This window comes from Flavobacterium sp. LC2016-12 (assembly GCF_015351595.1).
GTDB lineage: Bacteria > Bacteroidota > Bacteroidia > Flavobacteriales > Flavobacteriaceae > Flavobacterium.
This window is the reverse complement of the sequence record NZ_JADKPT010000013.1, coordinates 52,290-69,856: the sequence shown is the minus strand read 5'-3', so window position 1 is coordinate 69,856 and position 17,567 is coordinate 52,290. Positions and strand designations below refer to the sequence as shown.

8 protein-coding genes are annotated in these 17,567 nt (G+C 33.7%); 2 read left to right on the top strand and 6 right to left on the bottom strand.

Annotation, left to right across the window (positions count from 1 at the left end):
- Positions 1 to 24: 24 nt before the first annotated feature.
- The 4 genes from IRZ99_RS17830 to IRZ99_RS17815 form a co-directional block, all read right to left on the bottom strand.
- Positions 25 to 1,476 (bottom strand): glycoside hydrolase family 30 beta sandwich domain-containing protein, encoded by a 1,452-nt coding sequence (locus tag IRZ99_RS17830; RefSeq protein ID WP_194658536.1) that lies wholly within the window; start codon positions 1,474 to 1,476, stop codon positions 25 to 27.
- Between the two features lie 143 nt (positions 1,477 to 1,619).
- Positions 1,620 to 2,498, bottom strand: a complete 879-nt coding sequence (locus tag IRZ99_RS17825) for a hypothetical protein (RefSeq protein ID WP_194658535.1) — start codon at positions 2,496 to 2,498, stop codon at positions 1,620 to 1,622.
- A gap of 16 nt (positions 2,499 to 2,514) precedes the next feature.
- Positions 2,515 to 4,023 (bottom strand): RagB/SusD family nutrient uptake outer membrane protein, encoded by a 1,509-nt coding sequence (locus IRZ99_RS17820; protein WP_194658534.1) that lies wholly within the window; start codon positions 4,021 to 4,023, stop codon positions 2,515 to 2,517.
- 14 nt (positions 4,024 to 4,037) lie between these two features.
- Entirely contained in the window at positions 4,038 to 7,148 is a 3,111-nt protein-coding gene (locus tag IRZ99_RS17815) for a TonB-dependent receptor (RefSeq protein WP_194658533.1), read from the bottom strand.
- Between the two features lie 345 nt (positions 7,149 to 7,493).
- Here IRZ99_RS17815 and IRZ99_RS17810 point away from each other — a divergent pair, with 345 nt between their 5' ends.
- The gene (locus IRZ99_RS17810) at positions 7,494 to 10,364 is read left to right on the top strand and encodes a triple tyrosine motif-containing protein (protein WP_194658532.1); all 2,871 of its coding nucleotides are present in this window, start codon (positions 7,494 to 7,496) and stop codon (positions 10,362 to 10,364) included.
- A gap of 38 nt (positions 10,365 to 10,402) precedes the next feature.
- On the opposite strand, the gene murF is transcribed toward IRZ99_RS17810, so the two are convergent.
- Entirely contained in the window at positions 10,403 to 11,689 is a 1,287-nt protein-coding gene (gene murF / locus IRZ99_RS17805; protein ID WP_194658531.1) for a UDP-N-acetylmuramoyl-tripeptide--D-alanyl-D-alanine ligase, read from the bottom strand.
- Positions 11,690 to 11,809: 120 nt separating this feature from the next.
- Positions 11,810 to 13,495 carry a gliding motility lipoprotein GldJ gene (gene gldJ / locus IRZ99_RS17800; protein ID WP_194658530.1) on the bottom strand — a complete coding sequence of 562 codons (1,686 nt, stop codon included), beginning with the start codon at positions 13,493 to 13,495 and terminating at the stop codon, positions 11,810 to 11,812.
- A 214-nt stretch (positions 13,496 to 13,709) separates the two neighbouring features.
- Between gldJ and porU the strand changes: the two genes are divergently transcribed.
- Complete coding sequence (gene porU / locus IRZ99_RS17795) at positions 13,710 to 17,546, top strand: type IX secretion system sortase PorU (protein WP_194658529.1); 3,837 nt, start codon at positions 13,710 to 13,712, stop codon at positions 17,544 to 17,546.
- Positions 17,547 to 17,567 lie beyond the last annotated feature (21 nt).

The window sequence follows — 17,567 nt, the reverse complement described above, 5'->3', positions numbered from 1 at the left end:
ACCCTCGTACTCTATTATAAAACATTAATATACAAGCGTCTGTATAGCATGCGCTGGAATCTTAACTACTGTTTTTTCAGCAGCAATAATTAAATTATAAGTAATATCCTTATCAGTTTGGTTCATAACAATAGTTGCCATGGTTCCATCGGTATTCAAAAATGAGGTACTTAATAAAGCACTTCTACTTACTGCAGAGCTAACTCTAACTGCATTTAAGTGAATGAATTTTGAAAAATGTCCGATATAATAATAAGAAGGTGTATAAATTAACTCGCCTGTTGTAGTGTCAGCATGAATTGGCGAAAAACAAAAATTTCCAACATGATTAGGACCACCATTTTGATCTAAAAGAATATTCCAATCTGTCCAGCCAGCAGTTCCATTATTAAAATCATTAATCATAGAAATACCATATCTCTCACCATTACCCCAAAATTGATATTTTTTGGCATCAAACTTTTCAACACAACCTTCAGTAAATAATAAACCTTTATCAGGATAAGCCTCATTTACTTTGGCTACATTATCAAACATTGAAGATCCGCCTGACCAGTTTTCATACCAGTGAAAACCCATTCCCCAAACATATTTTGAAGCTTCAGGATCAGAATAAATAACATTAGCTCTGTAATTCATTAAATCACGGTTATGATCCCATGCAATAATTTTTACATCACCTAGTTTTTCTTTTTTCAATGTTGGCCCTAGGAAATTTTTAATAAAATCTCTTTCGGCTTCTGCAGTATAAATGCAAGACTCCCATGTTTGCACCGCCATTGGTTCATTTTGAGTTGAAGTTCCCCAAATTGGAATTCCTTCTTTCTCATATGCTTTTATAAACTTCGCATAGAAATTTGCCCAAGTCTGATAATATTCTGGCAATAAAGTTCCGCCTTTCAATACATTTTTGTTGCTTTTCATGAAAGCATTTGGCGACCATGGCGCAACATATGTTAACAGTTTTCCTCCAGCAGTCTGAATGGCTTGTTTTATTAACGGAATGCGATATTGTCTGTCATGATCAATAGAAAACGTTTTTAAATCTTTATCGCCTTCTTCGATATAAGAGTAGCTTCCACTGCTAAAATCAGAACTTTGTATCGTTGTTCTTAGCAAAGAATAGCCAATTCCTTTATTTTTATCATAGTAGGCATTTAAAAATTCTGCTTGTTTTTCTTTTGAAAGTTTAGCAAAAATTTCGGCACTTGCGTCAGTAATGGCTCCACCAATTCCCATAAAAGTTTGGAATCTTTTTGATGGTTCTACAAAAACCGATGTTTCGATTTCAAGAGGTTGTTTTGATGCTGAAAAAGTTAAATTATCTGTAGAAGTAATTCTTAAATTTGAATTTTCAGCAGTAGTATAAACCGTTATTTTTTTTCCATTGGTTGTAAATTCTTTTTTTGTTTTAGGCTGGGCAAAAGAAGCCACCGAAAACAAAAAACATAGAATTTTGAAACTATTTTTTTTCATTCTTTCCTTATTATTTAAATTCGAAATTGAAGTTTTTTCAGAAACTGTTTTTACTGTTTCTTTTTGCTTAAGTATTTAAAAAATAGCCCATACTCATAACGATTATGGGCTATTTACAACCAAACTTAAACTTAACTTAAACTTTATTTTCCTCGAAGCTCGATTTTAGTAACCGTAATTCCGTCTTTTGTAAACGTATTTCCACCACTTCTGATTAGAAGATAAATTTTACCGCTCTGAGCAAATTTTACTACATTCGAAACGGTACCTGTTTTATCGTTTTTCACACAACCTACAGTTGACAATTTTCCAGAGAATGCATCTTTGGCACAACCGTCCCAAGTACTCAATCCCATAACTTTATTGTCTTTGTATTCTACTCCAGAAGCAGGAGCAGATGTACCAGCATACACTTCGAACCAAGTCTCATCTGAACCACTAGGGCTAGAAACCAACATATCTATAGTATATTCTTTGTCTTTGATCACATCAATTGCCTGATAGATTCCTTCCTGAGCCCATCCACCCGGAGAATGAATTGTTGCGCTTTTATTAGCATATGACCAGAAAGCAGATCCATTTGCACTAAGATTCAATACAGTCCATTTTGCCTGATCAGCTGCAGTTTCAAAAGAACCACCCTGAACTAAATTACCTTTTAAAGGATCTGTTGTAGCTACAACAATTTGTTGAGAAGCCGTACCTGTCGCACCTCCAGCACCAATCGCTGTATGAGTAATAGTATAAGTTCCTGCATCTGGTAAATTGATAGTTTCATTCATTTTACCTGAATATGCGCCATCACCAGTATTCCATTTAGATCCAATAACGCCTTTGGTTTGTGCAGTTAAAAGATAAGTATTTACAGCTCCCGCAACTGGAGTTATGGTAAAGGCAGCATCGACATTAGTCGCAGTTAAGCCATTTCCGTTTCCAACTTCATCATCGCAGCTGGTTAGTATTCCTAATGCTAATGCAAACATTAGGAAAACATTTTTTTTCAAATTTATATTTAGGTTCATTTTTTTTGGTTTTTGGTTATTGGTAGTTAGGATTTTGCTTCAATTTAGTACCAGTTAATTCAACAAATGGTATTGGGAAAATTTCATCAGTACCGGCATCAAAACCTCTATCGGCTAAAGCTGTAGCAGCATCACCCCATCTCACTAAGTCAAAGAATCTGTGTCCTTCACCTGCAAGTTCCATTCTTCTTTCATTTTTAATAGCAGCCAATGTTACAGGAACAGATGTTAATCCAACTCGCGCTCTAACAGCATCTAATAACGCTTGTGCTCTGGCACCTGAACCTAATGCTTCAGCTTCCATTAAGTAAGTATCTGCAAGTCTGATGATATATGAATTCTGTCTATAATTCAATTCTGCTGCTCCACCACCTGTACGAACATCAGACATTCTTGGTAAAAATTTGTTTAAAAAATATCCTGTATCCTGATTAGCTGCAATATAATCTGCCTTTCCAGCTGCTTTTAATGCTTTTATGTCTAAGATAGTAGCAGCAAATCTTGGGTCATTTTTCATTGCATCGTACAACTTTTGAGTAGGAACACTAAAACTCCATCCTGAAGGAAGGTCTGGCGCATCTGAATTTGCTGTTTTCGTATAGCTTCTTGGTCCAACCATTACGTTCAATGAGTTTCCTTCGTCTCGACCCGATCCCCAGAAGCCCCAATCAGAGTTACCTGCGCTACTGTGACCAACTTCAATTAAAGATTCTGTATTATATTTATTTGCCGTTACCCATAAATCGCTAAACTTTGCTAACAATTTATTGCCATATTGGTTTGTACCGCCTGGAGTACCATTAACTTCTGCAAGAACTGCAGCCGCTTCGGTTTTTTTACCATTAAATAGATATACTTTTCCTAATAATGCCTGTGCACCACCTTTAGTCATACGTCCAGCTTCTGTAGTAGCAGGAACTGTTCCTGGTAAAACCGGAATAGCTTCTTTTAAATCTTTTTCGATTTGAGCATACACATCTTCTGGCTTAGCCTGCTCAGGAGTAAAGATATCACTAGCTACTAATGGTTCTAAAATCAAAGGAATATTTTTAAACATCCTAACCAGGTTAAAGTAATACAATGCACGCAATGCTTTAGCTTCAGCAGCAAATCTTGCTCGTACAGCATCAGACATTGACGCAGTTGGTAATTTAGATATTAAAACGTTCGCTCTGTAAATACCCTGATAATGATCATTCCAGTAACTTGCTGGTATTAAAATAGAAGAAAGTGAATGGCTAGAGAAATTTTGGATTCCCTGACCGTCAGTCGAACTACCTCCTCCTGCCCAGAAATCATCTGAACCAGCATTCAACATTGCTACCATATTTTCAAAACCCCCTGTATTTTTTCTCATAGGATCATAAACTCCTACCAATGCAGCATAGGTTTGTGATTCGTTTGAGTAATAGCTATCAGAATCTAATTTTCCTTTCGGGGCAGTGGTTACAAAATCTTCCGAACAAGATCCCATTATAGCCAAAGCTATTCCACAGAATATATATTTAAATTTTATTGTTTTCATAATCTTATTTTTTATTAAAATTGAAAGTTCGCTCCAAACATGATCGTTCTCGCTTGTGGATAAACTCCTTTATCTACACCATATACCTGTCCACCAATTTCAGGATCATAACCTGTGTATTTAGTAAATGTGAAAAGATTTTCTCCATTTAAATAAAAACGAATTTTGTCAGCCCCAATATTAGATGATAATTTTACTGGCAAAGTGTACCCTATTTGAACAATTTTCAAACGCACATAATCACCGCTTTCAAGATAAAAATCTGACATTTTACTGAAGTTTCCATTAGGATCTGTATTTGTCAATCTAGGATAATCATTTGATGTTCCTTCACCTGTCCAGCGACCTAATGCATTTGTTTGATAATTGGCATTCAAAATATCTAATCTTCTTAATCCCTGGAAAATTTTGCTACCTCCTGCACCTTGAGCAAATGCCATGAAATCGAAGTTTTTGTAATCAAGATTTACAGTAAGTCCGAATGTATATTTAGGAACATTAGTTCCTAAAAATTGTTTATCATCGTCTGTAATACTTCCATTCCCATCTGTATCAACCCAACGGAAATCTCCTGGTTTTGCATTTGGCTGAATTAAACCGCCAGCTGCATTTGTATAAGCCGCAACTTCTGCTTCATTTTGAAAAATTCCATTAGTTTTCATACCATAGAATTCATTGAATGAATGCCCAACTTTAGTTCTTGTAACAGGACCCATTGATTGAAAACTTGCATCACCCTGAATAAAATCAGTATTTGTATTGATATAAGTTACCTCATTTTTAAGTGTTGCAAAATTTCCATTAACACCTAAATTGAAATCTCCTAATCTCTTTTTATAACCCAATTCAATTTCAAAACCAGTATTATCCATGTTGGCAATATTAGCCGAAGGAGCATCAACAACACCCACATATCCAGGGATTACAACATCTCTTAAAATTCCGCTGGTTTTCTTTTTAAAGTAATCTAAAGTCAGCGTAAAATCGTTAAACAATCTTGCATCAAGACCAACTGTTGCCTGAGAAGTTTCTTCCCATCCTAAATCTGGATTTGGTAAAGTTGAGTTTCCATAACCTGTAGTGATATTCCCTGAATTTCCAATAGTATAATTGTAACCTCCAACTACAACAGGAAGATATTTGTCAGGATCGATATTATCATTACCTACAACACCATAACCTCCGCGCAATTTCAAGGTATTAACTACTTCGTTTTCTTTCCAAAAGCCTTCTTTAGAAAGAACCCATCCTAAAGAGAATGAAGGAAAAACACCCCATTTTTTATTGTCACCAAAACGATTAGAACCATCACGACGAACTATACCTGTAAAAAGATATTTTTCCATGTAATCATAGTTGGCACGTACAAATAAAGAGGCTAATTTGTGCACGGGTTTATCACTAGACCAACTTAGTCTGTCTGTTTGAGGTACATCAAAACTAAAAGAAGCATCACGATAGTCAGAAATTGGCAGACCATACATTGTAGTTCCAATTACACCTCCAATGTTTTCAGCCAATGCTTCCTGACCAAGTAAAACATTCACATTGTGATTTCCAAATTTATTTGAATAATTAAGAGTGTTTTGTAACGTCCATGCAAATGATTTCTCATTGTTTTGAGTATAATTATTTCTGGCAGCATTAACGTTATTACTTAAAAAGAATGAAGGTGTAAAACCTTGACTTCCCCAGTAAGCAATTTTACCCCCAATAGTTGTTCTAAACTTTAAATGGCTTGTAATGTTTGCTTCAAGATACGCATTACCAACAAAATCATCTGACCAGTTGTAACCGCCTAATCTTGTTTGAGTGTATGCCAATGGATTTGTCATCTCCTGACCTACCCATGGTGAGATACCGTAAGGATTACCGTTTGCATCACGAATAACCAATGGATTATTATAAGGTGCCTGACCTGCAAGCACTGGATCTGTAACTACCAATGGAGTTGTTGGATCTAAGTTAATTGCAGAACTTAATGGTCCTCCAAATTCACTGTTAGTATTTCCAAGACTCTGTGATTTTTGTCTTGTGAACCCAAAAGTTTGACCAAAAGTAAAATAGTCAGAAATTTTATGAGTTGAATTTAAACGAAAGTTCTTTTTGTTGTAACTAGAAATATCTGTTGTAACAATACCTTCCTGGTCCTGAATACCAAATGAAGCATAAAATGTAGATTTTTCACCACCACCACTTATACTTAATTCGTGATTGTATCTGAATGCCTGATTATTAAAAATAGCATCTTGCCAATCAGTTCCTTTTCCTAAAGCAGCAGGATTTGCATATCTGATAGCATTTCCGTCAGCTGCTAATTTTTCATTTATTAATGTAGAATATTGCTCTGCATTTAATAAATCTAATTTTTTAGCTGGCGTCGAAATTCCAGCAAAACCATTATAGTTTACACTGATTTTTCCAGATTTACCTTTTTTAGTGGTTACCAAGATAACCCCTGTTGCTGCACGAGTACCATAAATTGCAGCAGAAGCCGCATCTTTAAGAACCTCAATAGATTCAATATCAGATTGATTAATAAAACCAGTAGCTCCTGCATCAATTACAATTCCATCAACTACCCAAAGAGGATCATTACCCCCTTCTCTAAAAGTAGTTATACCTCTAATACGTACTTTCGCAGCAGAGCCTGGCTGACCTGATGTTGAAGCCACAGAAACACCTGCTGCTCTACCTTGCAAAGCCTGCTCAACACGACCGTTTGGAACTTTTTCCAGATCTGCAGCTTTTACACTAGAGATTGCTCCTGTAACAACTGCTTTCTTTTGAGTACCGTATCCTACGACCACAACCTCATTTAAGGATTGTGATTCTGGTTTTAATTGAATTGTAATATTTGTTCTTCCGTTTACAGCCTCTGTAACTGTAGTGTAACCAATAAAAGTAACTGTCAAAACACCATTTGACGGCACTTTAATTTGGAATTTTCCGTCAAAATCTGATGCCGCCGATTTTGTTGTACCCTTTAATACAATAGTTGCACCCGGAACTGGCATTCCACTCTCATCGTTTATCATCCCATTTACTGTGACATCCTGAGCCACAGCTATAACCGAGAATAACAAAGACGAAATACAAAAAATAAGTAATTTTGTTAATTTCATTTTTCTAAAAATTTTGGTTAATTAATTAGTAATTTGATGCAATAATAATCTTAATTTTTTACTATCAGCAATTTAAATTCCCTACAAAAACACATCAAAGTAAAATTTACAACGTTACAAAAACACATCATTTTTTTCATAATCATCTAATTTACAATATTTTAAAATTAAAATTTAAGATGTTATGAAAATGTTAATTATAAAAATAAACACTACAGTTGTATAAGAATGCTTATTTTTATCAATAAAACACACTACTACCTCGTTGTAGTAATTACAAAAACACATCAAATAACTGAAATACAAATAGTTATATACAAAAAATTGAAATAAATTAAAAAATTCATGAAATTGATAAAATCGTATTTTATTATTATTTTTTTTACATTATTCACAACAGCATTTTTTGGACAAGTCAAAAGCATAGGTTTGCCTGATGTAAGAAATTACAAGCGAAACGAATACAAAGGAGGAACCCAAAATTGGAACATTGGACAGGATAAAAATGGAAACCTCTATTTTGCCAATAATAATGGTCTTTTGCAATTTGACGGTTCATCCTGGAGAAAATATCCGTTGCCTAATTTAACCTCTGTACGCTGTTTAAAAATTGATGACTCAGGAAAAATTTATGTAGGCGGCTACAATGAATTTGGTTATTTCCAGCCAAACGAAAAAGGAAAACTTAAATACACATCGTTAGCAAAAAATGTAGATAAAAACAAAATCAAAATAATTGATTTCATATGGAAGATTCATACCCTAAACAATCAAACCATTTTTCAGTCTTTTGCCAGAGCTTACATCTTTAAAGATGGAAAACTTACTATTTTAAAAGCTCCAAAACGATTTCAATTCTCATTTGTTGTTAGCAACAAACTCTATTTTCAGGATATAGATAAAGGAATATTAGAATACCGAAATGGAAAACTATACGCTCTGCCAAACACAACCAGCCTTAATAACACCGAAGTGTGGGGAATGTATGCTCTAGACAAAAGTAAAATCTTAATTATAACACTTGAAAAAGGATTGTTTATCTATGAGAAGAATACCGTAAAGCCATGGGATACTGAAGCTAATAATTTTGTAAAAAAGAACAACTCACTGGGAGGAGCTACAATAGAAAATAATTTCATTGTTTTAAACTCTGTACTAGATGGTATTGCTATTTGTGATTTCAATGGTAAAATAATACAACATCTCAATCAAAAAAAAGGATTACAAAACAATACTGTTTTAACATCCTTTATTGACAATAAAAACAACCTATGGCTTGGTCTCGACAATGGTATTGCCTTTGTAAACGAGGGATCTCCTTTTACCTATTTTGGTTTCAGCTATGACATTAGTACTGTTTATGCCTCAGTAATTCATGAAGGAAATTTATACGTCGCAACAAACCAGGGTGTTTTTTATCATGCGTGGAACAACAGCTTCAAAGAAGACACTTTTAAACTTGTCGAAGGAACTACTGCACAATCATGGAATGTTCAGGTCATTGATAATGAATTAATTTGTTCAAACAACAGAGGAGCTCTAGTTATAAAAGGAGGAAAAGTAACTAAAACTATCGATTCCAAAGGTTATTTTGGTTTTAAAAACATCCCAAACCGACCTGGCTTTTTTATAGGTTCGAATTATGATGGATTTGCTATTTTTCAAAAAACAGCTGCCGGATTAATCTATAAGAATCAGGTTATCGGCTTTGACAAATCATCCAATAGCTTTGAGCTTGATAAATCATTTTTATGGCTAAAAAAAGACGAGTCAATATACAGAATGTCTCTTAGTAATGATTTAACAACATTTTCATCTATCAAAAAAATTGACCGATTAACTCCTCAGTATAAAAACATTGGAAGTATTCAGAAAATTGACAATCAATTATACTTCCAGACGAATAACCATTTTTATAAATACTCTCAGGAGCAGGATTTATTTTATGAGGATAAGAATTTATCTAAATTATTCAGGAATATACCTAATATAAATGCATTGAGTGAAGATTCTCAATCAAACTTATGGTATGCCTTTGACGAATCTATAGGCGTATTAATGAAACGTAACAAGTATTACACTAATATTGTTGCTCCATTTTCAAATTTAACAGGGAATTTGGTTAGTAATTATTTATCTGTAAACACAATTGATTCTAAGAACATTTTTATTGGATTGACAGATGGATTAGCCCATTACGATTCAGAACTCCTGAATAACTATGTAACAAAACCAAAAGCATTTATTAGAAGTTTTTCATTTCCAGGAGATACAATTATCTTAGGAAACAATCAAAATAAAATTGAAAACATCCGAATTCCATATTCTTCAAATCATGTTCGCTTTACATTTTCATCGCCTACGTATGAAAACCTTGAAAATGTAGAATTCTCCTATCAACTGGAGCCTTTTGATGACAAATGGAGCAACTGGTCAACCATCTCAATCAAAGAATACACAAATCTTCGTGAAGGGGATTATAAAATGAATGTAAAAGTTAGAAATAGCTACGGGATTCAATCTGAACCATCTACCCTTTTATTTACTGTTTCTCCACCGTGGTACAGACATTTTTTGGCACTGATAATTTATTTTGTTTTAATCATAATTGGTATTTATGTTATTTCGAACCGAATCAAAATGAAGATCAGAAAAAACAAATATTATGAAACGATAGAACAAAGAAGACTGTATCTTGAAAAAGAATCAAGAATCAGGCAAGAGCAATATGACCTTGAAAAAGAAATTGAAAAACTGAAAAATGATAAACTTCAGATCAAAATCCTGGCAAAAGACAAAGAATTAGTAAATAACTCTCTGCAGGTTGTAAAGAAAAATAAAATCCTAAACGGAATTATTCACAAACTAAAAGAAATTGATGTTGATGCGCTTGACGATTCAACAAAATTTCAAGTTAGCAAACTAAACAAAAGTATTGTAAAGGAAGTGAATACAGACAAAAGCTGGAAAGATCTCGAAAAACACATCAAGAACGTTCACTTTGAGTTTTTGAAGCGTTTAAAGGAAAAATACCCAACTATATCGCCGCGAGAACTTGACTTATCAACTTATCTTTTGATGAATATGTCAACTAAAGAAATTGCCGAGATCATGAATATTTCGACTGGTGGAGTTGAGCTGGCGAGATATCGCTTAAGAAAAAAATTAGGTTTAAATAAAAAAGAAAACCTAATAGGTTTTCTAATGAGTATCTAAAAATTAAAAAGCCATTCGTTGAAACGAATGGCTTTTTATTATGAAATATATTCCAAAGTACGCTCGAGCGCCATTCCTCTGGATCCTTTTATTAAAATGCTACTATCAACAAAGTGCATTGTCTTTAGATGGTTCGAAAAATCATCAAATGTTTCAAAAAATTGAATATTTTCACTTGCAATCTTATTTTCATAAAATGCCTTTCCAATCAAATAGCAAATTGATCTATTTTGGCCCAATAAAGATTCAACGATAATTTTATGTTCTTGTTGACTTTCCTTTCCTAATTCAAACATATCACCTAAGATCATTACTTTATTCGGACTATCTAATTGAAGGAAATTTGTAATAGCCACTGCCATACTACTCGGATTAGCATTATAAGCATCAAGAATAATCTGATTTGACCCTTTTTTTAATAATTGCGATCTGTTATTTTCCGGAATGTAATTTTCAATTGCTTCTTTTACAGCTGTGTCATCCACTTTAAAATAACGACCTATAGCAACTGCAGCATTTATATTATTTGAATTATACAGGCCAATTAAATGCGATTCAACAGTAAAATTTTCATAATCTACCACCACAAAAGGATTTGCAGCAATGTTTTCAATTTTCACATCAGCTTGATCATTATTTATTCCAAAATTAAATGATTTTATACCTGCAGATTTTTCAATCTGAATTGGATCTTCAAGATTAACAAAAGCCAATTTATTATTCTTGGCCAAATATTGATACATTTCGCTTTTACCTTCAATTACACCTTCAACACCACCAAAACCTTCCAAATGCGCTTTTCCAAAATTGGTAATATATCCATAATCAGGTTGGGCAATTTCACATAAAAATTCAATTTCTTTTTTATGATTCGCTCCCATCTCAACAATTCCAATTTCAGTTTCTGTAGTAAAACTTAACAATGTCAATGGAACACCAATATGATTATTCAGATTTCCCACTGTAGCTTTCGTTTTGTACTTTTTAGATAAAACTACATTAATAAGCTCTTTTGTAGTTGTTTTTCCATTACTGCCTGTAAGTGCTATAATTGGCAATTTTAAATTGGCACGATGAAATTTTGCCAGTTCCTGTAAAGTCTCTAAACTATTTTGAACAAGAATAGTTCTTTCATCTATAAGATAAGATTCATCATCAATAACAACAAATAAAGCTCCTAACTCAAGCGCTTGTTTAGCAAAAGTATTTGCATCAAAATTTTCGCCTTTAATAGCAAAAAACATGGAATCTTTTTCAATTTTTCTTGTGTCAATTGAAAGAGATTTACATTGTAAAAACAGGTTATGAATTTCTTGAATATTCATTTATAAAATTTTTAATAGATCGTAAAAATAGAAAAAAATAAATACAAAAAATTCCAAATTCCACACTGAAATGTTCAGCTTTTGGAATTTGGAATTTTTGTTATTTTAAATTTCTAAAACTTAGTTTCTAGGCGATTTTCTTTTTTCAGCTTTTGAACCTACTCTAGACATTGCACATCTGAATCCAATGTAATCAGTTGCCATATCCTGAGGAAAATATCTTCTTTGAGCCGGATCTAACCAATATGCTCTGTCTCTCCAAGAACCTCCTTTATAAACTCTTACTTTGTCATCGATCAAAGTAGTACGTTTACTTGAGTTATCATACTTTCTAGTCATCTTACCTAAACTATCAGTAGTGATATTATGTTTAGGAGAATTATACATTGTCTGATCTGCTTTTGGCCCTGACTCAGAATCTCCAAAGTCAAAATATCTAGAAGATTGTTTATCACCATCTCTATAATTGATATTATCGCTTGTACTGAAATTTGTTCTCAAATATGTTTCTTGTTCGTCAACTGGAACCTGAGCAATTTCTCCCGGAAGATTTCTTGCTACAACTTTTCCGTTACTTAAAGTATCATATTTAATATTAGCAGTTGAAACGATTTCAATTTTACCGTCTTTACCAATTTTGTTTTTAGCATATTGATTTCCTCTGTAGTAGTTAAAATCATTTGCTTCATTATCAATAATAGGTCTGTAAACATCGGCTACCCATTCTGCAACGTTACCAGCCATATCGTATAATCCGAAATCATTTGGCGCATAACTTTTTACAGAGTTTGTAATATCAGCTCCATCATCAGACCAACCTGCAATTCCACCGTAATCACCGTTTCCTTGTTTAAAGTTAGCCAATTGATCTCCTTTGTTTTTACGTTTAGATGAACGAGTATAATCTCCAGACCAAGGATATTTCTTTTGCCCTTTGTAAATATTATATTCTCTTTGTCCTACATCTGCCGCAGCTGCATACTCCCATTCTGCTTCAGTAGGAAGTCTGTACTCAGGTAGAATAACTCCTGAAGAACGTTGTGCGTACACATTTTTCTCTTCTGGAACGGCACCATCTTTTCCAGCTTTAGGTCTTTTTCCGCTAGGATTTTTCTTTAAAACCAATTCTTCATTTCCACCATAAGTTGTTGATGGAGAAGCAAGATAAGCTTCTGTATTAAACAAACTTTCAGCACTAACGTCTTGCGTTTTAGCCCCTTTTTTAAGGTATCCGTCTTTTTCAAGAACAGCTTCATTTACACGATCTGTTCTCCATTTACTAAATTCAACTGCCTGAATCCAGTTTACACCAACTACAGGGTAGTTTGCATATGAAGGATGTCTCAAGTAGTTGTTAGTCATCGTTTCGTTGTAACCTAAACGATTTCTCCATACTAAAGTATCTGGCGATGCTCCTTCGTAAATATTCTTGTAATTTTCTTCTGTTGGAGGAAAAACTTTCTTCAACCACTCCAGGTATTCTAAGTACATACCATTCGTAACTTCGGTTTCATCCATGTAGAATGACTGAACGTGTTGTTGAGTCGGCGTGTTATTCCAATCGTGCATAACATCATCCTGTACTTTACCCATAGTAAATGTACCTCCTTCAACAAAAACTAAACCAGGACCAGCCTGTTGTTTTTTCCCTGCATTTCTGGCAGAAGTTCCATTCTGACTATCTACGTCCCAACCTGTTGCTCGAGAAGCGTGACTGGAACTCGATTTTTTGCTACAACTAGCCGTGCCCAACATCAATACCATTGACATCATTAATTGCAAGGCTACAATTTTGTTTACTTTCATACTCATTCTTAGGTGATAAATTTAGGTGCTGCAATATAATAATTAACATTTAATTAGCAACATCTGTTCTAATAATTTTATTTCACTGTTTTTTTACCAGAAAATAACCTATAGTTACGAACGCAAAAATATACTTTTTATTATTTACTGTAACATGAAATACTATATTTTTACTTAGTAAAATAATTTAAAAATAATCTCTACTTTTCAACTTATGAAACAGCGCCTAATCTTATATCTTTTTCTCATTCCAATTTTGACATTTTCTCAGATAAATGGGGACTTCACAATAGATTGGAAAACTAAAAAAGAAATGGGCTTTGGCGATTTAAAAATCATCATACCTTATTTTTCAGGCAATGGTTTTAGGTACGATAATTCAAAAAAAAGCATAACATTATTGCTCAATTTGAACCAAACCGAACATTCTTCCTTCTCTTCTGTTCAAATTTCTAACATTATCTATGAAGCAGTCTCGACATCAGACTTAGGTGATTTATCAATCGAAAATATACCGGCAAAACCAAATGAAACGTTAAAAATCGCTTCGTCGAGAGATAAAAAGCAACTTTTCCTTTCTCTTTCACCTCTTATCAAAGAAGGAAATAGTGTTAAACGTATTAAGTCATTTTCGTATAATTTAAACAATAACACATCAAAAAACACCAATACTTCTTTCACACAAAAATCAAATGCCATTCAAAATTCAATATTAGCAAATGGAGACTGGTACCGTTTTTATATAGAAAAATCAGGTGTATATAAAATTTCAAAAACCTTTTTACAAAGTTTAGGGTTTGATGCCTCTAAAACCGACCCAAAAAGAATCAAAATCTATGGAAATGGAGGCAAAATGCTCCCATTAATGAACAACACTTATTACCCAGATGACTTAACAGAGAATGCCATTCAAATTGTTGGTGAATCCGATGGCGCTTTCAACAACGAAGATTATATACTTTTTTATGCCGAAGGAACAGACAACTGGAGCTCTGAAAGTCAGACAAACCTCAATTTGTTTGACAACAAATCTTATTATTACATCACTGTAAACGGTGGAGATGGCAAAAGAATTTCTAACCTGAATCAGCCTTCTGCAAACACTACACTTGAACTGAACACGTTTGATGACTATCAATTTCACGAAATTGACCAAACAAACATTGCACACTTAGGCCGTCAATGGTTAGGAGAATCATTTGATATTAATCAGGAACAGGAATTTACATTCGCATTTCCAAACCTCGAAACCTCAGTACCAGTAAAAATTGAAGTCAACACCGCTTCAGCCGCTTACACTCCTACTTCATTTGCAATTGCCGCCAACGGACAAAATATCGGTACTATTAACTTCAATGCATTGGTACAAAGTTCAGAAACCAAATTTTACACCGGAAAACTACCTGCAAACACTACGTTTACCGGAGCTGAAAGCGTAAAAATAAAACTTACCTATAACAACAATGGCGTTCCAGGATCGAAAGGATATTTGGATTACATCAATATAATTGCTAAAAGAAAACTTCTGGGAACCGGAAAACAATTCAAGTTTCAATACGATTTAGCCGGCTCTACAGCTGGAATCGTAAATTATACTATTGGAAACGCTGTAGGAATTTCTCAGATTTGGGACGTTACAGACCTATATAATGTATCAAAAGTAGAAAATCCGAATCAGGCAACCTTTAGCTTTAAAGCTTCTTTAGGAGAAATTCGAAAATATATCGCTATTGATCAGGCAGATTACTATACTCCTTTAAAAGAGAACCAATCAAAAATTGCCAATCAAAACTTAAAAGGAACTCTTTTTAACAATACACAAAATAGTTTTCAGGATATAGACTATATCATTATTACTCCAAAATCTTTAGCTTCTCAAGCCGAAAAACTAGCTAATTTTCATCGTTCTTATTCTAATTTAAATACAAAAGTAATTACATTAGAAAATATCTATCAGGAATTTTCTTCCGGAAAGCAGGATATTGCTGCCGTTCGAAATTGCATAAAATACATTTATGAAAATGCATCTTCCCCGGAGAAAAGAATAAAATATGTAAATCTTTTTGGCGACGCCTCATATGATTATAAAGACCGAATTCCAAACAACACGAATATTGTACCTATATATCACTCCTTAAATAGCAATACAATTGGAGAGTCTTCGTTTGCCTCTGATGACTTTTACGGACTTATGGATCCAGATGAAGGAAATATTATCTCCTTTTTTGGAGGAATTGACATAGCCGTTGGAAGAATGCTTGTTTCAGATAATGCCCAGGCTGGAGAAATGGTCAATAAAGTATTGGAATACCATGATATAAAATCGTATGGAAACTGGAGAAATAATTTTGTTTTGATCAGTGATGATTCCGACCAAAGTTCTGATGCATCTTTACAATCGCGTCAAAATAGTCTAGCTGACAATATCGCTGCTGAAAAACCATTTTTCAATATAGATAAAATTATTTTAGACTCTTATACACAAGAAGCTTCAGCGGGAGGATCAAGATATCCAAAAGCAAGAAGTGACTTTTTTGATGCTTTTGAGAAAGGCGCTTTAGTCTTTAATTATTTAGGACATGGTGGCGAAGACGGTTTGGCGAGTGAAAGAATTTGGGAAAAATCAGATGGTCAAAACTTAAACAATCAATATAAATATCCTCTATTCATCACTATTACATGTGAGTTTTCAAGATTTGACGACCCAACAAGACCAACAGCCGGTGAATATACTTTTTGGAATCCAAAAGGAGGCGCTATTTCTATGTTAACTACGATTCGTGCAATCGGTCAGTTTAATGCTGAAAATTTCAATGATAATTTAAGTAAAAATCTGCTATCATACGGTTCAAACCAATATACAACAATTGCAGAAGCACTTCGAATTTCAAAAAATGAAAATCCAAGTTATTCAAGTAATGTAATTTTTTACATTGGAGATCCTGCTTTGATGCTAGCGATTCCTAAACCACGAATAAATTTAACAAAAGTAAACGATATTGTGATCTCACAACCAATTCCTGACCTTAAATCACTTTCAAAAGTCAAAATATCCGGAGAAATCACAGATGAAAACAACACCTTATTAAGCAATTATAATGGTGAATTAGCCACCGCTATTTTCGATAAATTAATCACGACTTCAACCTTAAATAATGATGGATATAGCCCTGCAATGTCATTTAAAACTCTTGGAGAGACTATTTTTAGAGGAAATGCAACCATTACCAACGGTCAGTTTGAATTTAGCTTTGTTGTTCCAAGGGACATTAGGATCGCTGTTGACTATGGAAAAATTAGTTTTTATTCGAAAAAAAATCAGCTTTTAGAAAACCAAGCGGGCTATAGCAGCGTAATTAAAATAGGCGGAATAAATGAAAATGCACCTCAGGACAATATTAGTCCAAAAGTGAAGTTATATATGAACGATGAAACTTTTGTTTCGGGTGGTATAACAAATAACTCCCCATTTCTTTTGGCGCTATTAGAAGATGAAAATGGTATAAATACTGCCAGTGGAATTGGTCATGACATTGTTGCGATTTTAGATGGAGATGTTAGTAATCCGTATATTTTGAATGATTATTATCAAACAAAATTAGATGATTATACAAACGGAAATCTACGATTTCCATTACGAGATTTAGCACCGGGAATGCATACGATAAGCTTCACAGCGTGGGATGTTTACAACAATCCGGTAACGAGCGAAATACAGTTTATTGTAGTGGGAGATGAATCATTAACATTAACACATGTTCTTAATTACCCAAATCCGTTTTCAACCTACACACAGTTCTGGTTTTCGCATAATAGACCTTACGAACCTTTAGATGTTCAGGTTCAGGTAATGACAATAACTGGAAAAGTAGTATGGACAAAAAATCAAATCATTACTACTGAGGGTTTTTTATCTAGAGAGATAACATGGGACGGCAAAGACGATTTTGGAGACCGAATCGGCAAGGGAGTTTATATTTACAAGCTTACAGTTAAATCTAATTTAACAAATAAAAAGGCAGAAAAATACGAAAAGCTTGTCATCTTATAATAATATATATATTTGTACAAT

Excerpts from the sequence above, each read along its gene's own strand:
- IRZ99_RS17830 (WP_194658536.1), bottom strand. The coding sequence starts at position 1,476 with ATGAAAAAAAATAGTTTCAAAATTCTATGTTTTTTGTTTTCGGTGGCT.
- IRZ99_RS17825 (WP_194658535.1), bottom strand. The coding sequence starts at position 2,498 with ATGAACCTAAATATAAATTTGAAAAAAAATGTTTTCCTAATGTTTGCA.
- IRZ99_RS17820 (WP_194658534.1), bottom strand. The coding sequence starts at position 4,023 with ATGAAAACAATAAAATTTAAATATATATTCTGTGGAATAGCTTTGGCT.
- IRZ99_RS17815 (WP_194658533.1), bottom strand. The coding sequence starts at position 7,148 with ATGAAATTAACAAAATTACTTATTTTTTGTATTTCGTCTTTGTTATTC.
- IRZ99_RS17810 (WP_194658532.1), top strand. The coding sequence starts at position 7,494 with ATGAAATTGATAAAATCGTATTTTATTATTATTTTTTTTACATTATTC.
- murF (WP_194658531.1), bottom strand. The coding sequence starts at position 11,689 with ATGAATATTCAAGAAATTCATAACCTGTTTTTACAATGTAAATCTCTT.
- gldJ (WP_194658530.1), bottom strand. The coding sequence starts at position 13,495 with ATGAAAGTAAACAAAATTGTAGCCTTGCAATTAATGATGTCAATGGTA.
- porU (WP_194658529.1), top strand. The coding sequence starts at position 13,710 with ATGAAACAGCGCCTAATCTTATATCTTTTTCTCATTCCAATTTTGACA.